The organism is Mesorhizobium sp. M0898 (assembly GCF_040319695.1).
Classification (GTDB): Bacteria; Pseudomonadota; Alphaproteobacteria; order Rhizobiales; family Rhizobiaceae; genus Mesorhizobium.
This window is the reverse complement of record NZ_JAMYOE010000003.1, coordinates 91887-116403: the sequence shown is the minus strand read 5'-3', so window position 1 is coordinate 116403 and position 24517 is coordinate 91887. Positions and strand designations below refer to the sequence as shown.

Annotated in this window: 24 protein-coding genes; 6 read left to right on the top strand and 18 right to left on the bottom strand. The window is 62.3% G+C overall.

All coding sequences use genetic code 11. The features are described from left to right. Positions 1 to 34: 34 nt before the first annotated feature. The 8 genes from NKH90_RS05840 to NKH90_RS05805 form a co-directional block, all read right to left on the bottom strand. Entirely contained in the window at positions 35 to 1543 is a 1509-nt protein-coding gene (locus NKH90_RS05840) for an aldehyde dehydrogenase family protein (protein WP_352767556.1), read from the bottom strand. A gap of 161 nt (positions 1544 to 1704) precedes the next feature. Further along, on the bottom strand, positions 1705 to 2049 hold the full coding sequence (locus NKH90_RS05835; protein WP_352767554.1) for a cupin domain-containing protein: 345 nt from the start codon (positions 2047 to 2049) through the stop codon (positions 1705 to 1707). A 23-nt stretch (positions 2050 to 2072) separates the two neighbouring features. Next, the gene (locus NKH90_RS05830) at positions 2073 to 2420 is read right to left on the bottom strand and encodes a cupin domain-containing protein (RefSeq protein WP_352767552.1); all 348 of its coding nucleotides are present in this window, start codon (positions 2418 to 2420) and stop codon (positions 2073 to 2075) included. Beyond that, a complete protein-coding gene (locus tag NKH90_RS05825) occupies positions 2417 to 3691 on the bottom strand; it encodes a glycosyltransferase (RefSeq protein ID WP_352818003.1) in 1275 nt (424 codons plus the stop codon). The genes NKH90_RS05830 and NKH90_RS05825 overlap by 4 nt, the downstream gene beginning before the upstream one ends. A gap of 17 nt (positions 3692 to 3708) precedes the next feature. Beyond that, the gene (locus NKH90_RS05820) at positions 3709 to 4782 is read right to left on the bottom strand and encodes an ABC transporter ATP-binding protein (RefSeq protein WP_352818000.1); all 1074 of its coding nucleotides are present in this window, start codon (positions 4780 to 4782) and stop codon (positions 3709 to 3711) included. After that, positions 4779 to 5573, bottom strand: a complete 795-nt coding sequence (locus tag NKH90_RS05815; RefSeq protein WP_352454154.1) for an ABC transporter permease — start codon at positions 5571 to 5573, stop codon at positions 4779 to 4781. Before NKH90_RS05815 ends, NKH90_RS05820 begins: the two co-directional genes overlap by 4 nt. Continuing rightward, on the bottom strand, positions 5566 to 6408 hold the full coding sequence (locus NKH90_RS05810; RefSeq protein ID WP_352818434.1) for an ABC transporter permease: 843 nt from the start codon (positions 6406 to 6408) through the stop codon (positions 5566 to 5568). The genes NKH90_RS05815 and NKH90_RS05810 overlap by 8 nt, the downstream gene beginning before the upstream one ends. A 106-nt stretch (positions 6409 to 6514) precedes the next feature. Then, positions 6515 to 7579: a polyamine ABC transporter substrate-binding protein gene (locus NKH90_RS05805; RefSeq protein WP_352817998.1), complete on the bottom strand. Its 1065-nt coding sequence runs from the start codon at positions 7577 to 7579 to the stop codon at positions 6515 to 6517. A gap of 230 nt (positions 7580 to 7809) precedes the next feature. On the opposite strand from NKH90_RS05805, the gene NKH90_RS05800 reads away from it, so the two are divergent. Genes NKH90_RS05800 through NKH90_RS05785 form a run of 4 tightly spaced genes read left to right on the top strand, consistent with a single transcriptional unit; the run spans position 7810 to position 12731 of the window. Further along, the gene (locus tag NKH90_RS05800) at positions 7810 to 8748 is read left to right on the top strand and encodes a GntR family transcriptional regulator (protein WP_352817994.1); all 939 of its coding nucleotides are present in this window, start codon (positions 7810 to 7812) and stop codon (positions 8746 to 8748) included. Between the two features lie 5 nt (positions 8749 to 8753). Then, positions 8754 to 10049, top strand: coding sequence for a nucleotide disphospho-sugar-binding domain-containing protein (locus NKH90_RS05795; RefSeq protein WP_352818431.1), 1296 nt, complete (start codon positions 8754 to 8756; stop codon positions 10047 to 10049). Continuing rightward, positions 10042 to 11427 carry a glutamine synthetase family protein gene (locus NKH90_RS05790; RefSeq protein ID WP_352817991.1) on the top strand — a complete coding sequence of 462 codons (1386 nt, stop codon included), beginning with the start codon at positions 10042 to 10044 and terminating at the stop codon, positions 11425 to 11427. The genes NKH90_RS05795 and NKH90_RS05790 overlap by 8 nt, the downstream gene beginning before the upstream one ends. After that, on the top strand, positions 11427 to 12731 hold the full coding sequence (locus NKH90_RS05785) for an NAD(P)/FAD-dependent oxidoreductase (RefSeq protein ID WP_352817988.1): 1305 nt from the start codon (positions 11427 to 11429) through the stop codon (positions 12729 to 12731). The genes NKH90_RS05790 and NKH90_RS05785 overlap by 1 nt, the downstream gene beginning before the upstream one ends. 174 nt (positions 12732 to 12905) lie before the next feature. On the opposite strand, the gene NKH90_RS05780 is transcribed toward NKH90_RS05785, so the two are convergent. The 8 genes from NKH90_RS05780 to NKH90_RS05745 form a co-directional block, all read right to left on the bottom strand. After that, positions 12906 to 13163, bottom strand: coding sequence for a hypothetical protein (locus NKH90_RS05780; protein WP_352817985.1), 258 nt, complete (start codon positions 13161 to 13163; stop codon positions 12906 to 12908). Positions 13164 to 13495: 332 nt separating this feature from the next. Beyond that, positions 13496 to 14035, bottom strand: a complete 540-nt coding sequence (locus NKH90_RS05775; protein ID WP_352767237.1) for an NADH-quinone oxidoreductase subunit B family protein — start codon at positions 14033 to 14035, stop codon at positions 13496 to 13498. Between the two features lie 12 nt (positions 14036 to 14047). Continuing rightward, complete coding sequence (locus NKH90_RS05770) at positions 14048 to 15565, bottom strand: hydrogenase large subunit (protein WP_352817982.1); 1518 nt, start codon at positions 15563 to 15565, stop codon at positions 14048 to 14050. Between the two features lie 19 nt (positions 15566 to 15584). Next, positions 15585 to 17036 (bottom strand): hydrogenase 4 subunit F, encoded by a 1452-nt coding sequence (locus NKH90_RS05765; RefSeq protein WP_352817980.1) that lies wholly within the window; start codon positions 17034 to 17036, stop codon positions 15585 to 15587. After that, entirely contained in the window at positions 17033 to 17695 is a 663-nt protein-coding gene (locus NKH90_RS05760) for a hydrogenase-4 component E (protein ID WP_023675519.1), read from the bottom strand. Before NKH90_RS05760 ends, NKH90_RS05765 begins: the two co-directional genes overlap by 4 nt. Further along, entirely contained in the window at positions 17695 to 18651 is a 957-nt protein-coding gene (locus NKH90_RS05755) for a respiratory chain complex I subunit 1 family protein (protein ID WP_023675520.1), read from the bottom strand. The genes NKH90_RS05760 and NKH90_RS05755 overlap by 1 nt, the downstream gene beginning before the upstream one ends. Further along, positions 18642 to 20660 (bottom strand): hydrogenase 4 subunit B, encoded by a 2019-nt coding sequence (gene hyfB, locus NKH90_RS05750; protein WP_352818427.1) that lies wholly within the window; start codon positions 20658 to 20660, stop codon positions 18642 to 18644. The genes NKH90_RS05755 and hyfB overlap by 10 nt, the downstream gene beginning before the upstream one ends. After that, positions 20660 to 20974, bottom strand: coding sequence for a helix-turn-helix domain-containing protein (locus NKH90_RS05745; protein ID WP_023675522.1), 315 nt, complete (start codon positions 20972 to 20974; stop codon positions 20660 to 20662). The genes hyfB and NKH90_RS05745 overlap by 1 nt, the downstream gene beginning before the upstream one ends. A gap of 688 nt (positions 20975 to 21662) precedes the next feature. On the opposite strand from NKH90_RS05745, the gene NKH90_RS05740 reads away from it, so the two are divergent. After that, entirely contained in the window at positions 21663 to 22301 is a 639-nt protein-coding gene (locus tag NKH90_RS05740) for an ABC transporter permease (protein ID WP_352817977.1), read from the top strand. Beyond that, positions 22298 to 22465 carry an ABC transporter permease subunit gene (locus tag NKH90_RS05735; protein ID WP_352817974.1) on the top strand — a complete coding sequence of 56 codons (168 nt, stop codon included), beginning with the start codon at positions 22298 to 22300 and terminating at the stop codon, positions 22463 to 22465. Before NKH90_RS05740 ends, NKH90_RS05735 begins: the two co-directional genes overlap by 4 nt. A 357-nt stretch (positions 22466 to 22822) precedes the next feature. Here NKH90_RS05735 and hpaH read toward each other — a convergent pair whose 3' ends face one another. Both hpaH and NKH90_RS05725 read right to left on the bottom strand, forming a co-directional pair. Next, the gene (gene hpaH / locus NKH90_RS05730; RefSeq protein WP_352817970.1) at positions 22823 to 23629 is read right to left on the bottom strand and encodes a 2-oxo-hept-4-ene-1,7-dioate hydratase; all 807 of its coding nucleotides are present in this window, start codon (positions 23627 to 23629) and stop codon (positions 22823 to 22825) included. Further along, positions 23626 to 24501, bottom strand: coding sequence for a fumarylacetoacetate hydrolase family protein (locus tag NKH90_RS05725; protein ID WP_352817968.1), 876 nt, complete (start codon positions 24499 to 24501; stop codon positions 23626 to 23628). Before NKH90_RS05725 ends, hpaH begins: the two co-directional genes overlap by 4 nt. Positions 24502 to 24517: the final 16 nt, after the last annotated feature.

Genomic DNA, 24517 nt, shown 5'->3' with positions numbered 1-24517 from the left:
CAATTAGCTAGCAGCACGCCCGAAGATAGTCGTGTCAAACATGCTTGCGCCCGCCTGCCTCGCGGAACCAGCTGTCAGGATAGGGATACCACCAGCCCTGAATCTCCGGTCTGTGGTCGATGATGACCATCTTCGAGCGGCGGAATGCATCCAGACCCTGGCGGCCGAGCTCGCGGCCGAGGCCCGAAGCCTTCCAGCCCCCGAACGGCAACGCGTCATTGTCTATCAGCGGATTGTTGACCCAGACCATGCCGGCCTCGAGCCGCTCCGCGGCCTCATGCGCTTCGGCTAGATCGGTGGTGAAGACCGAGGCGCCGAGACCGAAGGGGCTGTCGTTGGCAAGCTCTATCGCCTGGTTGAAATCCTTGACCCGGCAGATTGCGGCGACCGGCCCGAAACACTCTTCGCGCACGATTGCCATATCGGCGGTGATGCCGGTCAGGATGGTCGGCTCGTAGAACCAGCCTACATTATGTGCCGGCGGAATGCGTCCGCCGGTGATCGCTTTGGCACCGCTGCGGATTGCATCGTCGACCAGCCGGATGACCTTCGCACGCGCGGCCTCGCTGACCAGCGGTCCGATCTCGGTTTTGTCGAGGCCGTTGCCGATACGCAGCGCGCGCGTTTTCTCGGCAAACAGATCGACGAAGCGGTCGTGAACGGCATCAACCACGAAGAACCGTTCGGCCGAAGTGCAGACCTGGCCAGTGAGATGGAAGGCAGCCGTGACGCTGCCGGCAGCCGCCACGTCCAGTGGGGCGTGTTGGCTGATGATCAGGGGATCGCTGCCGCCGGCCTCGATAACGCAAGGCTTCATGCGCTCTGCACATGCGACGGCGACAGCCTTGCCGGCGGCGACCGAACCGGTGAAAGCAACCGCATGCGTGCGGTCCGAGGCGATCAGCGCCTGCGCCGTTGCTGCTCCGCCTGGCATGCAGGAAACCAGGCCCTTCGGCAGGGAGCGGAACACGGTCATGTAATCCAGCGTCGACAATGTTGTCGCTTCGGCGGGCTTGATCACGCAGGCATTGCCGGCGGCAAGCGAGGCGGCGACGGTCCAGCACATCAACAGGATCGGAAAATTGTAAGGCATGATGTGCACCGACGTGCCGTAGGGCTCGTAGCGGGCATACTGGAACGAACCGGCCTGCGTCGTGCCGGCGATCTTGCCGGCGTCGTCACGCGCCATTTCGGCGTAATAGCGGAAGATCGGCGCGCAATTGGCGATCTCGCCGATCGCCTCCGGATAGGGTTTGCCCATCTCGCGCACCATCAGCTCGGCGCAGTGCGTGAAGTCGGCCGCCTCGATGGCGTTGGCGACGGCGTGCAGATGCCGGGCACGGCTCTTGGCGTCGAGCTTTTTCCAGGCCGTTTGCGCCTTGGTCGCTGCGGTGAGCACGGCGTCGATCTCGCCGTCGCTGGCTGCGGTGATCGCGCCGACGGTTTCGAGCGTCGCCGGATCGATCACCGGTTTTGCCGCACCGGTCATTGGCCGATAATCCGGATTGACGAAGAAGGTCGGCCGGTCAGGTGAAAAGTCCATTCTGTCCTCCCGTGTGCACGGAACCTTTTTGAGAATTCACCCTGCCGAGACAGGCGGCGTGGTTTTCGAGAACCGAAGCGGAGCGGAGATTAAAGTCCATGAGCATCGGAAGCGGAGAAAACGGCGTCACGTGTCCGGTAGGGTAGAATTATCGTGAAGGTTCAGCGGATCATGTAGACTTTCTTGATGGTCTCGTGGACGGTGCAGACGCCTTTCCAGTCCTGCGGAAAGAACGCTGCGGTGTCCGGTTCGATCTCGATCACCTCGCCGGATTCGTGGACATAGGTGCAGCGTCCCTCGAGGAAATGGCAGAACTCATCGCGGGTGACGTGGCAGTGCCATTTGCCCGGCGTGCAGACCCACAGTCCGCATTCGGAGCGGCCCTCCGGCCCCTTGTGCAGCAGCTTGCCGGAACTGCGGGATTCGCCGTCGATCAGGGTGGGGATGACGCCCCAGTCGACCAGGTCGGTGAGGGCGAGCGGCGATTTCATGATCGGTGTCGGCATGTCGGGAGCTCCAGTGGCCGGCTTTAGGCCAGCATGTAAACGTTGCGGATGGTCTCGTGGACGGTGCATTCGCCGGTCCAACCGGCCGGGAACATGACAACCGTGGCGGCGGATACCTCGATCACCTCGCCGTCGACCGATCTGTAGGTCGCACGGCCGGCAACGAAATGGCACAATTCGTCGCGCGGAATCGCCAGCCGCCAGCGACCGGGCGTGCAGACCCAGATGCCGGATTCCGGCTGGTTGTTCGGCCCTTTGTGCACCAGCCTGCCGGTGGAGTGCGAAGCGCCTTCCAGCGCGTCGGGCTGGGTGCCCCAGTCGACGAGGTCGGTGCGGGTCGAGGCTTGGTGGAGGTGTGGGGCAGAGATCACAGCAATTTCTCCAGCAAAGCAGCCGCTTTCTCCGGGCCGTTCTGCGACTGCATCTGGGCCGACGTCTTGGCCAGCTTGGCCCTGATTGCCGGGTCGGTCAGGCAGGTTTCGATCCTGGCGATGAGCTCGGCGTCGCTCCAGTCGTAGCGCGGCATGCCGAAGCCGTGGCCGGTCTCCTCGACCCGCGTCGCATTGTCGTGGCCGTCCCAGACGTAGGGCATGATGATCGCCGGCTTGCCGAAATACAGGCACTCGGTGAACGAATTGTTGCCGCCATGATGGATCATCGCATCGACCTGCGGGATGACCGATGGCTGCGGGAACCAGCTCTCGACGATGACGTTTTCGGGCACTTGCGCGTACTGCTCCTTGTAGCCGCCGACATTGACCAGCGCCCGGTAGCGCGTCTTGCCCAACGTTGCGACGATGCGCTTCAGCAGATCGACATCGCCGGCGCCAAGGCTGCCGAAGGAAACATAGAGCAGCGGCCCGTCATTATTCTTCGCAAAAACCGGCACGATGTAGGGCTTCTCCTGCCGCACGCAGCCTTCCAGATATTGGAATTTTGCCGGGTCGAGCGGATAGCGGCGCTTGAACTTCGCCGCCTCGGGATAGAGCAGCAGATTGAGGTACGGCGAGGCCTCGAAGAACTGGCCGATCGGATACGGCGCTTCGTTGTTCGCTTTCAAAAACGCATTGAAGTCGTCATGGATCGGCTTGATGACGGCGTTGAAATGGTCGCGGTAACGCCGATGGCAGGCGTGGTCGTTCTCGCCGCAGCCGGACAGATGTGGCGGGATGTCCTCGTCCTCGATCTCGTTTTCCGAGCAGGAGATGACGCGCACCCAGGGCTTGCCATACTGCTTGATTGCCGGGAACAGGATGACGTTGTCGACGCAGATGACATCAGGCTTGATCGTCGCAAGCACGCCAGGCAGATCCTTCTCAGCCCATTTGGCGCTGTCGACGATCGCCGTCCAGCAATCCTTCACGTAATTGTCGACCTGGTCGTAGGGCGATTTGCGGAAGTTCGGGATGTGGCCGTTGATGAAGTCTTCCCAGAACTTGGCCATCTGTTCCGGCGGCATCGGCTCGGACAGGTTCACCGGATGAGCCTCGAAGCCGTAGCCCTTGTAGACGTCGACGAAACCGGGGTCCGACAGGAACACCGCTCTGTGGCCGCGCGCCTCGATCGCCTGGGCTATGCCGACGGAATTGAGCGCGGGGCCATAGGCGGCCTCCGGAAAGAACGCGATCGTCTTCTGCGCCATGAGAGGTTCTCCTTCGATCAATCCGCGAAAATTCTGACGTCAGCCGCATCCCAGCCGAGCTCGACTGTATCGCCCGACGAGACCGGGCGGCGGTCGGCGGCGTCGGCGGTGACGCGCACCAGGAACGGCTTTGGCGACAGGGCGGTGCGGACGTGCAGCTGCAGATCGAGTCCCTGATAGGCCAGCGCCTCGACCGCGCCGAAGATACGGTTGGCCGTTTCTGCCGACGGGAACAGCCGGATGCGTTCGGGCCGCACTGAAGCTACCGCCGCAGCGCCGGGCGAAATTGTTGCGGGAACATCGCCGGCGATCCGCACGCCGTTGCTTGCCAGCACGCCGTCGCCGGCGGCTTTGCCCGGTACGAAATTCATGACGCCGATGAAGTCGGCGACGAAACGGTCCCCCGGGTGCTCGTAGACCGCATGGGGTGTATCGCATTGCAGCAGCTTGCCGTCCCTGAGCACTGCCATACGGTCGGCCATGACGAGCGATTCCTCCTGATCGTGGGTGACGATGACGAAGGTGATGCCGACCTCGTGCTGCAGCCGCTTCAGCTCCAGTTGCATGGCCCCGCGCAATTTCTTGTCGAGCGCGCCAAGAGGTTCGTCGAGCAGAAGCAGCCGTGGTCGCTTGACCAGCGCTCGGGCAAGCGCGACGCGCTGCTTCTGCCCGCCGGACAATTGCTCCGGCTTGCGGTCGGCGAAGGCAACGAGTTCGGTCGTCGCCAAAATGGCGTCGACACGGGAGCGGATTTCCTTTGCAGGCAAGCGTTCCATTTCGAGGCCGTAGGAAACATTGGCCCTGACGCTCATATGCGGAAACAGCGCATAGGACTGGAACATCAGATTGACCGGCCGCTTATTGGGCGGGGTCCTGCCGATGTCGCGGCCGTCGAGCAGGATGCGCCCGTCATTGGGCGTCTCAAAGCCGGCCAGCATGCGCAGCAGCGTTGTCTTGCCGCAGCCCGAAGGTCCAAGCAAGGCGAAGAATTCGTTCTCGCGGATATCCAGCGAAATGCCGTCGACCGCCGTCACCCGGCCGAACTTCTTCGACACGTTGTCGATCGCCAGCAGCGTGCGGGGCTCGTTCATTGGCCGATCACCCCACGGTTGAGCCGCTGCGACAGGGTCAGCGCGGTGATTGAGACCGCCATGACGATAGTCGCCAAGGCATTGATCTCCGGCGTGATGCCGAAGCGAATCATCGAATAGATCTGCATCGGCAGCGTGGTCGAGGCGCGGCCGGCGCCGGCGGTGAAGAAGGCGATGATGAATTCGTCGACCGAAAGGGTGAAGGCGAGCAGCGCGCCGGCGACGACGGCAGGCAGGATCACCGGCAACGTCACCCGCCGAAATGTCGTGAGCGCGGAAGCACCGAGATCGGCAGAGGCCTCGACGATCGACCAGTCGAAGCTTTTCAGCCGCGCGCGCACCACGGAGCAGACGAAGGCGAGATTGAAGACGACATGGGCCAGGATGATGGTGTGCAGGCCCAAGGTGAGATCAAGCATCGAGAAGAAGCTGAGCAGCGCGATCGCCAGCACGATGTCGGGAATGATCATCGGCGCAAAGATCAGCGCCTCGAGACCTTTGCCGTATTGCCGGCGTATTTCGACGCCGATCGCCAGCAGCGTGCCGAGCAGCGTGGCGATGGCGGTCGAGACAAGCGCCACGATCAATGTGTTGAGCGCGGCAGAAAGGATTGCGGCGTTTCCGATTAGCGAGACATACCATTTCAGCGAAAAGCCCGACCAGACGGTCGGCAGCCCGCCTTGGTTGAACGACAGCGCCACCAGCACGGCGATCGGGATGTAGAGGAAGGCCAGGACCAGTGAAAGCACGAGCCAGAGCGCGCGCCTCGTGGCGAGGGAGCGCTCAGCCATCGGCGCCTCCTCTCGCTTCGGCGGTACGGCCCGAGGCGCGATCAGCAGCCAGGGCCTGCGCCGTCAGCACCAGCAGCATGATGGCGATCAGCACCATTGCCAGTGCCGCACCGAAGGGCCAGTCATTGGCGGTCAGGAACTGCTCGTAGACGACATTGCCGATCATCTGGAAGCGCCCACCGCCGAGCAGAGCAGGGGTCACGAAATTGCCGATCGACAGCACGAAGACGAAAACAGCACCGGCGGCGATACCCGGCACGGTCACTGGCAGGATGACCCGGCGAAATGTGGTCACGGCCGACGCGCCGAGGTCGCGCGAGGCCTCTGCGAGCTCCGGATTGAGCCGCGACAGCGGCGCGTAGCAGGCCAGGATGACGAAGGGCAGATAGTTGTAGACCAGACCGGCGATGACGGCGCCTTCGGTATAAAGCATCGACGGCGGCTCGCCGGTGTAGCCGAACCAGCGCAGCAGTTGTGTGATCAGCCCTTCGCGGTTGAGCAGCACGATCCAGGCATAGGTACGGATCAGGTAGTTGGACCAGAAGGGCAAGACGGCAAAGAACAGAAACACCGGCTGCCGTTGCCGGGGTGCTGCCGCGATCGCATAGGCGGCCGCATAACCGATCACCACCGCGACCAGGGTTGCCGTGCCGGCAATGCGCGCCGAATTGAGGAAGATGCCGGCATAGAGCGGGTCGAACACCAGCCCGAAATTCTCCAGCGTGAAAGTGTAATCGATGCCGCCATAGATGCCGCGCCGAAAGAAGGCGAGCGCCAGCACCAGCGCGCATGGCACGACCATCAAGGCGGTGAGCCAGGCCAGCGCCGGCGTCATCAGCAAGAATGAGCGAAGTCTTGTTTGGGACAAGATTGCGGTACCGCATTCAACGGTCGGCGGCGAAAACCCCGCCGTCGACCGGGATTTCTGATTTTGATGTCGGTTATTGCGCGGCCTTGATTTCGCTGACGATCTTCGAGTAGTCGCGTTGGGCATCGCCGACATCGCGCAACTGCTCGAACTTGACCAACGCTGCCACCGGCATGCTCATATTGGGAAATTTGGCGAGAAAATCCGCCGGCAGGCTTTCCATGGCCGGCTTGTTCGGTACCTTGTAGTCGATGTTCTGGGCCGCCCAGGCGTGGTTCTTGGCGTCCAGCATGAAGTTGATGAACTGGAAGGCGGCGTCCTTGTTGGCCGATGCCTTCATCACGACCATCGTATCGACCCAGAGATCCGAGCCTTCTTTCGGTATGGTGTATTTAATTTGTGGATTCTCGGCGATCCCGTAATTGCACCAGCCATCCCAGGCCTGAACCATCAGCGCCTCGCCCGAGACCAGCTTTGAATAAAAGGTCGTGTCGTCATAGGCCAGCAAGGTCTTCTTGGCCGAGATCAGCAAGTCCTTGACTTCGCCGAGCTTTGCCGGATCGGTCTCGTTCACCGAATAGCCCTTGGCGAGTTGGCCGGCGGCAAGCAGCCAGCGGTCGGTCGCCAGCATCGTCGTCTTGCCCTTGAGCGCATCGGACGGGGCGAGAAGGTCGTTCCAGCTGACCGGCTCCGCCTTCACCAGATCCGAACGGTAGCAAAGGCCGGTGGTGCCCCAAGTGTAGGGCACGGAAAAATTGTTGCCGGCGTCGTGCGGCAGCTTCGCCGCCTCGGGATAGAGATTAGCGAGGTTAGGGATCTTGGCATGGTCGATCGCCTCGATCAGGCCGAGCTTGTTCAGCACTTCGGCGAAGGGCGAGGAGACGAAGACCACGTCATAGCCCTTGCCGCCGGACGCGACGAGCTTGCCCATGATCTCCTCGTTAGTGGCGTGAACCACGACTTCACCGGAGACACCGGTCGCCGCCTTGAAAGCTTTCATGGCATCCGGCGCCATGTAGCCGTCCCAGTTGGAGATAACGAGGTCGGAGGCAGCCGCCGGCGCTGACAGCGCCAGGCCAAGGCCAAGTGCGATCAAGGACTTCCTTAACGGACGGTGCCGCAGGTGGGTGGTGGTCATGACAGACTCCCATTCTGGTTGATCATCGAACTAGTCGTCGGACCAGCGCCTGCAGCCGTAGCCGCTTTGATCCTGTTCCCCGGTCTTTTATTGCCGATTGATCTCACAGTACTATTGCAGAAAAAAGTACGTCAATCCATAATTTGTCAAACTACGGTGAATCCCGGCCGATCGCATCCGCAAGGGCAATCGGCCAAATCTCAGCCGCCAAATCCTTCACGAGAATTGCCATGCAAGTTGCAGCTCGACGTCCCCGTACCAACCATCTCGACCTTGCACAGCGCATTCTCGATGTGGCCCGGAAACGCGGCTTTGAACCCGGCGCTCATCTCCCGGAGCAGCAGATCGCTTCGCTCTGCAACGTATCCCGAACTCCGGTGCGGGCCGCGCTGCGTCTGCTCACTGAAAAAGGCGTGGTTCGATGGGAGGCTGAGTCCGGCTATCGCTTGGCGGTAGACCTCACGAGCCAGGCGACCGTCGCCGCCGACCTGCCGAGCGCCGAGGAGGATGAACTTGCCGACATGATCCTGCGAGACCGCTCGGCGCGCCGGCTGGACCAGACGGTCACCGTCGGCGCGCTGATGCGACGGTATAATGCCGAGCGCAGGACGGTACTAAAATCGCTGAAGAAACTGGCCGAGGAAAATCTTCTGGACCGCGCGCCGGGGCAGTCCTGGCTTTTCAGGAGAGCGCCGGACGATCTTGGCGCACAAGGGGAGAGCTATGAATTCCGGCTGTTGCTGGAACCCGCCGCCCTTCTGGCGCCTGGATTCCGGCTGGATGGGACGCGCGCGGCAGCCTTGCGACAGGGCATGGAAATGCTGCTGGCTCTGCCCGACGCGGCATTCGATTCCAGAGAGTTCCAACGGCTGGACATCGATTTTCACGGGATGATCGCCGGTGGCTCCGCCAACCGCTTCGTCGCCGAGGCGTTGGCCGATCATCTCAGGCTGCGCCGGCTGCCGGGAACGTATGCCGGCGTCAATGTCTTCCGGCTGAAGCAATCATTGCGCGAGCATCTGACCATACTCGACCATCTGGAGAGCCAGCAGTACGAGGTTGCAGCCGATCTGCTTCGGGTCCATCTGCGGCTTTCACGCAGCCAGCGACCGCAGGCGGCTAGTCGCGGGGCGCCCGCGCTGTTCGGCATGATCAGCCGGCCGGAATAACGAGGATCATGCGCAAAGGCAGCCCGACCATCGCACTGTTTCCGGAAGCGAGCTTCGGCGCTGCGCTGAATTGCGTTGGCATAGCGCAGGCCCTGCGCGCTCGTGGCGCCCGTCCGGTGTTCATCTGCCATGCCGGCTTTTCTGGCGTGTTCGCCGACTATGGGTTTCAGGAATACCAGTTGCCGACTGACGATCCGTTGACCGACAGCGAACGCCAGAGCTACTGGCAGGCCTTCGTGCGCCGTCATCTGCCGCATTTCAGGCTGAGCCCCATCGATCAGCTCGAAACCTACGTTGCCCCGACCTGGCAAGCAATCGTAGACACTGCGGTCAACGCCGAGGCGCCGCTGCGCCAATTGCTGGCGCGGCTGAAGCCGGACGCCGTGGTGCTCGACAACGTCGTCATGTTCCCGGCATTGGCGACAGCCGGCTGCCCGTGGGTGCGCGTCGTCTCCTGCGCCGAAACCGAGCTTCCCGATGCCAATGTGCCACCCTATCTGTCCGGTCTCGCCGCCGACGACCCGAGCCGCGCGGCGTTCGAGGCGCGCTACCTGGCAGCGGTCGCTCCGGCCCATGACCGCTTCAATCGGCTTCGGACCGACGCCGGTCTTGCGCCCTTGCCGACGGGTCTTTTTCTGGAACCTTCGCCCGCCCTCAATCTGCTGCTGACCCCAACGATTGTGCGAAGGCAGCGCGCCGAGCCGCTCGACCCTGCCAGCTTCGTCTATCTCGAAGGCTGCGTTCGCTCGGAAGGGCCGTTCGACGTGCCGGTTTTTCCGCGCGATGGCGGACCGCTGGTTTATGTCAGTTTCGGTAGTCTTGGCGCCATGGATGTCGGCCTGATCCAGCGGATGCTCGCCGTTTTCGACAGGCTGCCGGCCCGCTTCATTGTCAATGCCGGAGGTCTGCGCGACAGCTATCGCGCCGTTCCGGACAATGTCTATCTCGATGCCTGGTTTCCACAGCCTTCGGTCGTGGCGAAATGCGACCTCTTCATTCATCATGGCGGCAACAACAGCTTTTGCGAAGCACTGCGTTTCGGTGTGCCGTCGCTGGTCATGCCCTATTGCTGGGACGGGCATGACAATGCGCAACGTGCCGAGGAAACCGGCGTCGGGCGCCACATCAGCCGCGATGGCTGGACGGAAGACGAATTGGCGCGAAGCATTCTCGGCCTGATGGCCGATGCTGCAATGCGCGCACGCCTCCGGGAGAATGCAGTGCATATGGCGCTGACACCCGGAACGGACGTGGCTGCCGAAGCCATTCTCGCTCTCGCAAGGACCCGACCTGATGCTTGACACCACAACAACGGATGCCTCGACCATGAACGGCACCAACGACCCGAAAGACTGGTTGGCCGCTCACGCTGTCAGCGAGGTCGAGTGCCTGGTGCCCGACATGAACAGCGTGCTGCGCGGCAAGGCCCTGCCAGCGGCCAAGTTCCTCAAGGCGATCGAGGACCGAGCACTCTATCTGCCGAGCAGCGCGTTCCTGGTCAGCATCGACGGCCGCTATTCCGGTTCCGTCGACGAGGGGTTCGCCTACCAGGACCCCGACATGCGGATGGTGCCGGATGTCGCAACACTCTGTCTGGCGCCCGGTGGCGGGCCAGGCAAGGCCTATGTCTTCGCCGATGCGTTCCACATGGACGACCGGCCGTGGATGGCTTCGCCGCGGCACGTGTTGCGGGCCGTGCTCGATCTATATCGCCAGCGCCGCTGGCGGGCGGTGGTGGCGCCGGAGCTTGAATTTTATCTCACCGCGCCCAATCCCGATCCCGATAGGCCGGTGACGGCGCCGGTCGGGCGCAATGGCCGCTCCGAAAGCGTGCAGCATCCCTACGACATGGCGGCACTGGAGCAATTCGAGCCGGTGATCCGGCGCCTCTATGACTATGCTGCGGCAGCCGGACTGCCGCTCGACACGCTCATCCATGAATCGGGCACGGCCCAACTGGAGATCAATTTCCTGCATGGCGACGCGCTGCCGCTGGCAGACAAGGTGTTGCTGTTCAAGCGAATGACGCGCCAGGCCGCGCAGGAAGGTGGCATGCAGGCGACCTTCATGGCCAAACCGATAGCCGCACAAGCCGGCAGCTCAATGCATCTCCACATGTCTGTCGTCGACGAGGCCGGCAACACGCTGTTTGCCGGGCGCGACGGCGCCGACACCGAGATGTTCGGGCATTTCATCGGCGGCCTGCAGAAATACATTCCCGAGGTGATGCCGCTGTTTGCGCCGAACGTGAATTCGTTCCGCCGCATCCGGCCGAACCACAGTGCACCCGCCAACATCGAGTGGTCGCACGACAACCGCTCCTGCGGCCTGCGTGTGCCGGCAGGCGGGCCCACCGCGCGGCGCGTGGAAAATCGGCTGCCCGGCGCCGATGCCAATCCCTATCTGGCGATAGCCGGCTCGCTGCTTTGCGGTTATCTCGGCGTCGAGGAGAAGATCGCTCGTTCGACGGAAGCGTCGGGCAATGCCTATCGCAGCAGGAGCACGCTGCCCAAAACCATGGAAGAGGCGCTCGACCGCTTCGCTGCGTGCGATCCGGTTCGGGCGGTGCTCGGCGAGGATTTCTTCCAGACCTATTTGCGCGTCAAGAGCGTTGAGCTCGACCTGTTCCAGAGCGTCGTCACCTCTTGGGAACGCGACCATCTGCTGCTCAAGGTGTGATGATGGGCTTCAATTCTGGGGGCTTCAACTCCGGCCTGGATATCGGCAAATCCTACTATGTCGCGACGGCCAATCCGGCTCCGGACCATCCGGCGCTGCAGGGCGACGTCGACGCCGATCTGGTGGTGGTCGGCGGCGGTTGTACCGGCCTCTCCGCAGCCTTTCATGCAGCCGAACGCGGCCTGAAGGTAGTGCTGCTCGAAGGCGGCAAGATCGGCTGGGGGGCGTCGGGGCGCAATGGCGGCCAGATGATCCCCGGCCTGCGCAAGGGTGCCAAGGGGCTGGTCAAGCTATATGGGCCGGAACGGGGGAGGGCACTGTTCGATCTCGCCTTCGAGGCGCGGGCCCTCGTGCTCGGTCTGATCGAGCGCCATGCCATCGATTGCGACCTCAGGCTCACCGGCCATCTGGCCGGTGCGGTCAACGGTTCCGACCTGCGCGACCTCGAAGAAGAAGCCGAGTGCCTTTCTACGGTGATGAACTTTCATGATGTCGAGATGCTGTCGGCAGCGCAGGCGCGCGGAATGGTGAACACACCTTATCACGGCGCGATGTACGAGAAGCTCGGTGGCCATATGCATCCGCTGAACTACACGCTCGGTCTTGCTCGCGCCGCGGCTGCGGCGGGCGTCACCATCCACGAGAATTCGGTGGCGCTGCGGCTGGAGCGGGAAGCTTCCCCCCGGGTTTCGACGGCCAAAGGCTCGGTCCGGGCCAGGCATGTCGTACTGGCCGGCGATGCGCTGCTCCACGGGCTTGAGCCGCGCGTCAACAGTCGCATTATGCCGGTCGGCAACTACATCATCGCCACCGAGCCGCTGGGCGACGCGAGCGACGTCATCCCAAGCAATGTGGCCGTCTCCGACACGCGCTTCGTCGTCAATTACTACCGGCTGTCGGCGGATGGACGCCTGCTGTTCGGCGGCGGCGAGCGCTATACGCCGTCGCCGCCCGCCGACATTGCCGGCTTCGTGCGGCCGCACATGGAAAAGACCTTTGCGCAATTGCGCGGCCGCCGCATCGATCACGCCTGGGGCGGGCTGGTCTCGGTGACGACATCGCGCCTGCCGCATGTCGGTCGCTATGGCGACGTCTATTTTGCGCATGGCTATTCGGGCAAGGGGGTGATCCTGTCGACGCTGTCGGGCAAGCTGCTCGCTGAGGCGATCACCGGTGATGCTTCGCGGCTCGATCTGTTTTCGACCCTAAGCCCGCTGCCGTTCCCCGGCGGCACGGCGCTGCGCGGCCCGCTCTATGTGCTCGGCATGCTTTGGTACGCAATGCGTGACCGCATCAAACATTGAGCGCAGGCATGCGCAATGAGGCCGAGCGCCGCCACCAAGCGATTAACGGCTGATTTCGCGGCGGCGTCCGACTTGATCGATGCTTGAATATGGTCCGCAGGCCATGGCCGCGAGTCGGTTCGTGCCCTGCTCCCGAAGCCTGAGCGCCGATAGACCTGCCTGTTATTTCCTCAGCTAATAGATCGATATGATTGCAGGATTAACCGTTTCATAGCCCAGGCGCGGCTCCGATTTGTCTTTCGAAATCGGGCTGGAGACAGTTCCGGTTGAACTGCAATCCAATTTTGTTTCCCTGTTTTTCTTGATCGTGCTGCCCGACAGGTCGGCACAGCACGACGTTACTGGTGTACTGACCACCCTCTTTTTCTCGTGCGCAACGGCGGCGGTGGATACGGCAATCACAATTGCCGCGCAAACAATCGTCAATCTCATTGTTTCCCCCTTAGAGCACCGCAAAAATGTGGTCGACTGCCTTGAGACGCCGGCGAAGGCGGTATTCGCGCCTGGCCGGCCCATGCAGCTTCCGACTGCACAAGATTGTAACTACATTAGCTGCAGCGCAAGTAACCATTTCGGACTAGGGAACGGTCCCCTTCGATCGAAAGCGCTGGGCTGCCGGCGAAAAAGCAGGCGTTCTAGCCGTTCTCGCCGCCGAGCGCCTTCCAATTTTGGGACAGAGGTTGGCTGATGCCCTTAAACTCACGGCTACGCATCGGTTGGATCTATGCAGCGACAAGGCCAACCTTGGCAAAGCCTCTACATAGTCACCTTCGGGCAGCACCAGTCTTGGAATTCACGCCGTCAAGCAAGGCGAGCAGGCCTTTCAGAATTTCGATTGGCGGCGGCGGACAACCTGGAATGTGCAGATCGACAGGCAAGGCCTCGGACACTCCGCGCACCACCGCATAGCTGCCGGAGAAACAGCCGCCATTGCCTGCGCAATCTCCCAGTGCGACCACCCATTTTGGGTTGGGGGTTGCGTCATAGGTCAGCTTCAATGCCTCGCGCATGTTTTTTGTGACCGGCCCGGTGACGAGCAGTACATCAGCATGGCGCGGCGATGCGACGAACCGGATCCCAAAACGCTCGATGTCATAGAAGGCGTTGTTCAGCGCGTGCATCTCAAGTTCGCAGCCATTGCAGGAACCGGCATCGACCGCCCGGATCGACAGGCTTCGCCCCAATCGTTTGTGAGCAGCCCCATCGAGCGCGCGTGCGAGTTCGTCGACTGCCGTGCTGCTTGCCAACGGCGGACGCTCGGTGAGAGGGGGGCGTATCAGGCTTTCAAAAAGAAGCTTGCGCATGACAGCGTGCCTTCAGAGATCATGGCCCGAATAAGAGCAGTTGAACGATTTGTTGCACAGCGGAAAGTCGGCAACGATGTTTCCTTCGATCGCCGCTTCAAGGAGCGGCCATTGAAACCATGACGGATCACGGAGGTGACAGCGCTCGACCAAGCCGCCCTTGCCAATGCGCAGCCAGGCCAGAATGTCGCCGCGGAAACCTTCGACGAGCGCCATGCCTTCATGCGATCGGTTTGTCTGCGCGAAATCGACACGGATCGGTCCGTCTGGCAGTTGTCGCAGGACTTGTTCGATCAGAGACAGGCTCTGTTCGACCTCGTGGATACGAATCCATACACGGGCGTTCACATCGCCTTCCTGGAGGAGAGGTACATCGAAGGCGAGTTCGCCATAGGGTGGATAAGCGAGATTGCGTCGGGCATCGAAGTCCCGACCGGAGGCCCGGCCAACGTAGCCTCCGGCGCGATATTGACGAGCGAGTTCCACCTTCAGCCGGCCAGTTGCGACAGTCCGATCCTGCAGCGATGCCGTGTTGTCGTAGAACTCGACCAGCGCGGGAAACCGCTGCCTGATCTCTGCGATCAGGGACCTGAGCGCTGTCGTGCCCTCATCGCTCAGGAAGCTTGCCACGCCTCCGGGCACGATGCAGTCGCGCATCAAACGATGACCGAAGGCAGCATCGCTTGCCCGCAATACGCGCTCACGCAGCACCCCACAGTGGGCATGCATAAGCGCGAAGGCGGCATCATTGCAGATAGCGCCTATGTCGCCCAGATGATTGGCCAGGCGCTCCAACTCGGCCATGAGCGCTCGCAGCCAGACCGCGCGTGGGGGAACCTGGACACCCAGCGCCGCCTCGACCGCGCGGGCAAAAGCGAGGGAGTATGCCACGGTACTGTCGCCAGAGGTTCTGCCCGCCAATTTGGCTGCACGGTCGATATCGGACCCCGCCATCAGGCCTTCTATACCCTTGTGCGCGTATCCGAGGCGCTGCTCCAGCCGGACGACCGTTTCACCGCTTGCCGTGAACCGGAAATGGCCCGGCTCGATGATGCCGGCATGCACGGGCCCGACCGGGATCTGATGCAGGCTCTCCCCCTCGGCAGGCAGGAAACTGTACGGGAAGGCAGTCGCAGCAGACGTCCGGACGCGGGTACTCAACGGATAGCTGACACCCCAATGGCCATGATCAAGCCACCGTCTCGTATCAGGCGCGCCTTGTGGCAGGAGCCCGAACAGGTCAGCAGCCGCACGTTCGAGCCGCAATGCGGGCGGATGCAGCCGGCCGACCGATGGGTAGCGGCCACTGGGGCATTTCAGGCTGACAACGCCGATGTCCCCGGCGCTTTCATCGAGAAGTGCCATGTGGACGGCGCCTGGCTCACCCCATAGGCCGAGCAAGCTCCAGTGGCCCTCGGCCAGTTGCTCGACGGCAAAGCCCCATTTTTTCGGAGTCACCACGGCGCGCGACCACGGGAAATGATTTTCGACACGTTGGCCAGCAAGGATGAGGTCGATCAGCGCAGGCATGCTCTTTTCTCTCCTCTGCTCACCCCAGGATACTTGCGACGTGCTGGAACCATGTGACCAGCGGTGGCGGCAGATAGATGCCGGCGGCAAACACCAACGCCAAGTGGGAATACATCGGAATGTAGGACGCCTCGGCGGGTGCAGTGCTGCCGCGCGGTTCGCCGAAAGCGACGCCGGTCAGTCGAAGCAGCAGGGCGCCGAAAGCGAGCAGAATCCCGAAAACCAACGGCATCGCCAAAAGAGGGTGTCTTGCAAATGTCGAACTCACGACCAGGAAATCGCTCATGAAGATACCGAGCGGAGGGAGGCCGGCAATGGCAACGACGCCGATGACGAGCGCCCAGCCAAGGGCAGGATGTGTTTCCGTCAGTCCCCGGATTTCGGCGATGTTCTGTGTCCCCTTGACCTGGGCAATGTGGCCGACCGTGAAAAAGATCGCCGACTTGGTCAGGCTGTGCATGACCATGTGCAGCAGCCCGGCAAAATTGGCGAGCGGGCCTCCTATGCCGAAGGCGAACACGATGATGCCCATGTGCTCGATCGAGGAGTACGCGAACAGGCGTTTGATGTCGCGGCGGCGGTAGAGCATGAAGGCCGCGAAGACAAGCGACGTCAGTCCCATCGTGATCATCAATGACCCAGGTGCGATCGCTTCCGGGCTTGCCGCGAGCAACAGCTTGAAGCGCAGCACGGCATAGAGTGCGACGTTTAACAGCAAGCCCGACAGCACTGCCGAAATCGGCGTTGGACCCTCAGCATGCGCGTCTGGCAGCCAGGCATGTAAGGGCGCAAGGCCGACCTTCGTCCCGTAGCCGAGCAGCAGAAAGATGAAGGCGACATTGAGCAGAGCCGGATCGAAGCGCGCGGCGTGAGCGATGAGCACCGTCCAGACCATCGCATTCGTCCCCTCGCCAACAACCGGCTGTGCAGCCATGTAGACGAGGATGGTGCCGAACAGTGCGAGCGCGATGCCGACGCTGCCCAGAATGAAATATTTCCAGGCGGCCTCCAGCGCTTCGTGCGTGCGGTAGATGCCGACCATGAGCACGGTGGTCAGCGTGGCAAGCTCCACCGCCACCCACATCAAGCCAATATTGTTCGACACGAACGCCAGGTTCATGCCGAACATCATGACCTGGTACATTGCGTGATAGAACCGCAAGTTCGGGACTGTCAGCCGCCCGCTCTCCAGTTCGTGGGCAATGTAGGAAGCGCTGAAGACGCTGGTGGTGAAGCCGACGAATGTGTTGAGCACGATGAAGACGATATTGAGATCGTCGACGAGCAGATACTGCCCAGGCTGCGGGCGGTCGGTGACAAGAAGCGACAGTGCGGCGAGCACGGTCAGCAAGCTCGCAGCGACATTGACGCCCGCCGATATCCGGTATTTCGGCAGCGCCGCCAGAAGTGCGGCCGAGAAGACCGGTATCAGCAAAATGGCGGCCACCGCATCGAGGGAAAACGCGGTCAACGGTGTTCTCCCCTGTAGTCGTCGAGCGCGCCGACATCCACCGAGTCGAACCTCTCGCGGATGCGGAACAGGAAGACTCCGATGACGATGAAGGCGATAAGGATCGAGAAGGCGACACTGATCTCGACGACCAGAGGCATGCCCTTGGCCCCCGTGGCGGCGAGGACCAGACCGTTCTCGAGCGACATGAATCCGACAACTTGGCTGACGGCGTTGCGGCGGGTGACCATCACCAGCAGCCCCAGCAAAATGATGGACAGCGCGAAAGCCAGGTCCTCGCGGGCGAGGGGATCAGCCTCGGGAGTGACGCGCAGCATCAGGACCATGGACAGGGTCACCAGGCCTATCCCCGCAAGCATCGTCGTACCGATGCCGACGGCGGTCTCGACGTCACGATGGATGCCGAGCCGCTGAATGATGCGATGAAGCCCGACAGGAATGACGATCGCCTTGAAGACGAGGGCGATCGCCGCCGTGACGTAGAGATGATGCGCGTCCTGAATGTATGCCTGCCAAGCTACGGACAGGGCCAGCACGATTGCATGAAGCGCAAAAACGTTGATCAGAGCAAAGAGGCGATCCTGATACAGCATCATGAAACTGACCAGCACCAGGCCGCCGGCGAGCAGGTGAGCGATGTCGAAGGTGAGGCCGTTCATCAGAGGCTCCGTGAGACGAACAGCAGGAGCGTGCCGAGCAGGGCCAGCATCAGCGCTGCCCCGAGGAAATCCGGGACGCGGAAGACGCGCATCTTGGCGATGGCAGTCTCAAACACGGCGAGGAGAACGCCACAGACGGCAAGCTTGCCGACATAGGCGACGACACCCGGAGCAAGGGATTCCAGTCCTGCCCCGGCGCTCGCCAGGCCCCAAGGTAGGAAGACGCAGGAAATCAGCGACACATAGAGCAGAAGCTTGAGGAAGGCGGCAAACTCGATCATCGCCAGATGGCGACCGGAATATTCCAGCACCATCGCCTCATGAACCATGGTGAGTTCCAGATGGGTCGATGGGTTGTCCACGGGTATGCGGGCGTTTTCGGCGATCGCCACCATCACGAGGGCGATGAGCGACATCCCGAGCGACACCCGCAAGCCAACCTCCGGTGACCCCATGAAGGCGGCGACCGTTGAGAGTTGCGTAGCACCCGCGACGAGCGCCAGGCTGAACACGATGAGCAGCATGGCGGGTTCGGCCAGCGAAGCGATCATCACCTCGCGGCTCGAGCCGATGCCGCCGAAGCTCGTGCCGACGTCCATGCCTGCCAGCGCCAGGAAGAACCGGGCGCTTCCCAGCAGTGCGACAATGGCTATGAGATCGGCGGTCCAACTGAATGTGAGGCCGGCGGCGAATGTCGGGATGAGCGCCGCGCCGACCCAGGTGGTGGCAAAGATCAGATAGGGCGTCACGCGAAACAGCCAGGATGCGTTGTCCGCCAGAACGACTTCCTTGCGCATCAGCCGCAAGAGATCGCGGTAAGGTTGGATCAGGGAAGGACCCTGGCGGCGCAAGAGCCGTGCCTTCACCTTGCGCACGAATCCGGTCAGGAGCGGCGCCAGCAAAAGCACCAGCGCCATCTGCGCGCCTTGAACGGCCAACTCGAGAATCACGGCCATAGTGCGAGCACCAGGAGCAGGACAATGAGAAAGAGAAAGACGAGGGTCAGGTAGCGCCTGATCGTCAGGAACTGCAGATGGTTGAGGTGGTCGGTCGCAAAGTCGAGGGCCCGGCCGATAGGCAGGTACAGCGTCTCCCAGATCACATCATGCATTTCGACATTCAGACGAGCCGGACCGGTCTCGCCAGGTGCCGGCATTTCGACGGTTTCCCTTGCACGGAATACGAACGTGCCGAAGACGCGGCGGATAGGCTGCGCGAAGCTGACGGCCGTGTACTGCGAGCTCGGGACCACATCCGGGAAGCCACAACCCCAGGCGGGACCCCGACGGAGTGCATGTGATGCAAAGCGATGGATCACATATGCCGCAGCGGATGCGGAAAAGGCGATGAACAGGAACACCAACAGGCCGTTGTAGGAACTGCGGCTCGCTGCAATCGGCACGATAGACAGCCAGGGCTGGGCCATCTGCACAGGCATCCGACTGCCGATCAGTGGCAGTGTCACCGATGAGAGGCCGTCTATCACAAGACCGGGCAGAATGCCGGCCAAGAGACAAAGGGCAGCGAGAATGAACATTGCCGCCAGCGAGTAGCGGTCGACCTCATGCGCCAGTTCCACCGCGGCCGAGCGTGGCCGGCCGAGGAATGTAATCCCGAACGCCTTCACAAAGCAGGCCGCGGCCAGTGCCGCTGACAGCGCCAGCAGACCGCCAACGGCGGGCACCATGACCTTCAGTCCCCATTGTGACAGATCGGGGCTCTGCAATATGGCCTGAAAGGCCAGCCATTCGGAGACGAAGCCGTTGAAGGGTGGAAGTGCCGAGATCGCGACGCAACCGACGAGAAAGGCAAAACTTGTAAAGGGCATGCGGTGGATGAGACCGCCCAGCTTCTCCATATCCCGCTCTCCGGTTGCCGTCAGCACGGCGCCCGCGCCGAAAAACAGCAGGCTCTTGAAAAAGGAATGGTTGAGGACGTGGAACAGCGCGGCGGTGAGCGCCAGCGCTGCAGCCGATGGCATGGCGTTCGCCTTGAAAGCGAGCGCGAGACCAAGGCTTACGAAGATGACGCCGATGTTTTCAATGGTGCTATAGGCAAGCAGTCGCTTCAGGTCCTTTTCCATCAGCGCGTAGAGGATGCCGAGAACCGCCGTCAGGCCGCCAAGGAAAAGCACGGCAACGCCCGACCACCATGCCGGCTCACCGAGCAGATCGAAAATAACGCGTATGAAGCCATAGACTGCGACCTTGGTCATCACGCCGCTCATGAGAGCCGAGACGTGGCTTGGCGCGGCCGGATGGGCGAGTGGCAGCCAGACGTGCAGCGGGACGAGTCCGGCCTTGGAGCCGGCGCCCAGCAGCATGAGAACCAGGACGAAAGCAGCGGCGAACGGGGTGGGATCGCCGGCTCGCATCGCGTCGAATGTGTAGGTTCCATCGGATCCGGCGAGCAGGCCGAACGCAAGCAGCAGCGCGAGTGTGCCGAAGCTCGCCATCACGAGATAGATGTAGCCCGCCCGCGCATTGTCCTGCTTGCGATGGTGCGCCATGACGAGCGCCCAGGAGGCGAGCGACATGAATTCCCAGGAAAGCAGGAAAGTGAAGGCGTCGTCGGCCACCACGACAAGGTTCATTCCGGCTAGGAAAGCCGGGAAGAACGGCAGCACCCGATGCGGCGCAGACTCATGCCTGCCGTAGCCGAGGCCATAAAGACTGGCCATGGAGCCGCCGAAGTTGACGACGATGAGGAAGAAAGTCGACAGCGCGTCCAAACGGAAATGAGCGCCAATCCATGGCAATCCAAGAGGCAACACCACAGTCGACGGGGTGACGGGATTGTCGGCGACGCGGCTCGCGAGAACCATGAGCACGGCCGCCGATATACCTAGCGTCAAGCCGTAGATCAGGCGTGTTCCCGAGTCGGATCTGCGGCTTTCCGCAATCGCAAGCACCGCAGTCCCCAGGAGCGCAGCGACGCCCCACAGGAGGACCGCGGCCCCCGAAATCACGCCACGCTCCTCACGGGGAGTTTGGCATCCGTATCGACTCCGCCAAGGATTTTGGCGGGGTCAAAATCCGCTTTCAGTCGCACGCCGCGCCCGCCGATTTGGCTGGAGGCGCCTTCAGCGATCAATTCCACACCGGCGAGGTCAAGTGCCCCGATCAGCTTCATGAGAGAATCGACGTTACCCCTAATAATCGACTCGCTGGCTTCCATGCGTTGAATTGTCGGCACGGAAAGACCGGACAATTCGGCAAGCCTGCGCTGGTCGATGCCAAGGAGCGCCCTCGCGGCACGCAACTGTGGAGCAGTTATCACGGTCGCATCCCCCTTTTGATCAGCTTTGAGATATTATCTCTACGTCTTGCAGCATATATTAAAATGCGGCGCATTCAATTAGTGATGCGTGACGCATCTGTCTTGAGGCTGTAGAAAACCGGGCGATACGCCCTGCCTCGAACCAAAGCCATGCGGCCATTCCCGTCACGGCCAGTCTTGTCGCCAGCCATCTTGGATTTGCGCGTGATGGGGCTGGCAATGGGCCCTTATCTCGGCCGGCCACTCGATTGGAGCCGCCGCGGGCGCGTCGGCTATCTCTTCGACCTCACTCTACGTTAAGAGTGGGTATGGCTGAGTTCGCTTGCTTTTGCCGTTGGGCCGGTCTCATCGTGTTCGTGCTTCAGGATCGGCCAAAACAGATAGCTGCCGAAATCCAGGAACAGCGCCTTCGCGAATGTGCTACCAAATCTGGCATGCGGCAAAGCTCTGCAGCGCTACTGCCAAAGCCGCCTCATGCGAACGGAGACGTCCTCCAGGACTGGCATGGAGGCCAGCACGAGGAGAATGGCCGCGAGAAACAACGTCGCCGCGAAGCCGACATGCTTGAAACCCACAGCGCCGACGACGCCGCCAGCAAAGAACAATGCTGGTCGTCACGCTCTCGCTTTATGCCATCCAGAACGCCCTGCTCAGCCGCAGCGGCGCCGGTCTGCGCTAGGAGGCCCGGATGTCCTCCCCGCGATCAACCACCACCAGCCGGCTTGGCCGCTTCGGCCTCGGGCTGACGGCCATGATGGTGCTGGCTTTCCTCATGGCGCCGCTGATCATCATCGTGCTGTTCTCGTTCAAGAGCAGCGGCGATTTCACCTTTCCCATCACCGGCTGGTCGCTGAAATGGTACAGCGAGTTCTTCTCGATGCAGACCTGGATGGATGCCCTGCGCAACAGCCTGGTTCTGGCTGTCTCGACGACACTTTTGGCGACGCCGCTAGGCACCATGGCCGCGCTCGGCCTCGCGGCGCCTAATCTGCCAGGTCGGCGCACGATCTCCGCCTTGCTGCTGGTGCCGATGATCGCGCCGGTGGTCATCGTCGGCGTCGGCATGTATTTCGTCTTCTCGATGGTCGGCCTGACCGCGACCCTTCCCGGCCTCATCCTCGGCCATACCTCGCTCGCCGTTCCCTTCGTCGTGGTGACCGTCTCGGCCGTTCTCACCGGTCTCGACAGGCGGCTGCTCTGGGCGGCCGCCAGCATGGGGGCGCCACCCTTCCTCACCTTCCGCAAAGTCACGCTTCCGGTCATTCTGCCGGGCATCGCGTCGGGCGCGCTGTTGCCTTCGCCACCTCGCTCGACGAAGTCGTGGTGACGATGTTCCTCGCCGGTCCCGGACAACGCACCTTGCCGCGCGAGATGTTCACCATCGCGCGCGACACGCTGACGCCGACCATCGCGGCTGCTGCCACAGTGCTGATCGCCGCCTCGATCGTTTTGCTGATTGCGTCCACAGCGCTCGGCCGCTCGAATCGATAGCGCCGGCCGTCCCGACGGCTTCTGGCCACGGGTTTGTCGATCAAACGCATGTTGCCCAAAACTGCACAGCGGCTCGGGACAGCGGCTCGGATTGAAACAGGAGCGCAAAAGCGCGTCAGCGGATCGTGGTCTATCGCGTAATAAAGCCTTTCAGGAACGCGGCCAGCGATGGAAGTCGAGTTAATCCTGATCGTCCAGCAAAGCGATGGCATCGAACGGTTGTTCGCGCGGCACCCGGATTTCGGCGCCGATACTTTGAAGGCTGGCAAGGAGTGCCGACACCCTTTCGGGCTCTTCCGGGTTCTGTTTCAGCACGCCGCCGGCAAGTCGGGTCAGCGGGCTATGGAGGAATTGCCGCTAGCGGGCAAAGGTGATGCGGATCGCTCCATAGGGTCCGAAATCGGCAGCGATAGTGTCACTGTGGCGACACTCCACGGGCCGGATGAACGAGCCCGACAGCACGGCCTGTCCGGCGGATATCTGCATGCCGTACTGATGCAGCCGGTTGGCCAGCCAGGCGATGCCCTTCGCCGGATGATCGAGCACCCCGGCGCCGAGCCCGGTCTCTTCGACCTCGCCATTGCGCGACAGGATGGCGCCGATCCAGCGCAGGTCGGCCTCGCGCGGTGCGGCACGACGGCCGCCGACGACGACGCCGGCATTGGCGGCATTGTCGGAGATGGTGTCGAAGAAGGTCCGTATCCTGCCGCTCTCCTTGTTGACGCGCTCGATACGGGTGTCGAGGATCTCCAGCGCCGGCGTGATGTAGTCGGTGGCGTCGAGCACGTCGTCGATCGACACGTCCGGACCGGCCAGCGACGCCTTCATTACGAAGGCGATCTCGGCCTCGATGCGCGGCTGGATGAAGCGGCCGGCTGGAACGGTGCCGCCGTCATCGAAGAACATGTCGTCGAACAGCACACCGGAATCCGGAATGTCGATGGCGAGCGCCGACTGCATCGCCTTGGAGGTCAGGCCGATCTTCCAGCCTTTGATCGTCAGGCCCGAGGCCACTTTTCGTTTCACCAGCGCCGCCTGGACGAGATAGGCGTCATCCATCGTCGCCCCGGGGAAATCAAGGCTGAGCAGCCTGATCTGGCGGCGGTCGCGCTCGGCCTCGAACAGCCTCGCGGCCGCGTCTTCGACCTGTTCTGGCGTCATCATCGGCCGGTCCCTTCGTCGACGACGCCGTTGCTGAGCAAGCCAATGCCGTCGGCCTCGACCTCGATCACATCGCCCGGCTTCAGCCAGATTGGCGGGTCGAACCGGGCGCCGGCGCCGGTCGGCGTGCCGGTGACGATGATGTCGCCCGGCGCCAGCGTGGTGAAGGTCGAGATGTAGTTGATGATCTTGCGGAAGGAAAAGATCATGCGGCCGGTGCGGTCCTGCTGGCGAACCTCGCCATTGACGCGCGTGGTCAGCGCGATGTCAGCGATCTGTGCCTCGTCGGTGAACGGCACAAGCCAGGGGCCGATAGAGCCGGTCCGGTCGAAGTTCTTGCCCTGGGTGACATTGAACTTGGCGTGGCGCACCCAGTCGCGGATGGTCCCTTCGTTGCAGAGCGAAAGTGCTGCGATATGGCCCAGCGCATCCGCCTCGGCGATCCTGCGGCCGCCCTTGCCGATGACGATGACGATCTCGCCCTCATAATCGAGCTGCGGCGATTCCCACGGCCGCACGAGGGGCGTGCCATGGCCGACGAAGGAGCGCGGGAAGCGGATGAACAGCGACGGGTTCGAGGGTGCGGCCTGTCCGTCCTTGTACTCCTCGTTGCGGTCCGGATAGTTGACGCCGACGCAGATGATCTTTTCGGGCGAGGGGACGGGTATCTCGTAGGCGATGGCGTCGAGCGGGAAATCGGCGGCGAAAGCGTCCGCCTCTTCCGTCAGCCGTCGCAGTGCGCCGGCCTCTATCACCTCGCGCAAACTCGGCCACTGTGCGTGTCGCGCCGACAGGTCGACGACGCCCTTGTCGGTGATTGCGCCGTAGCGCGTTTTGCCGCCAACGGTGAAGGTGGCGAGACGTGCCGCGCTCATTTGTTTCCCCTGCAGT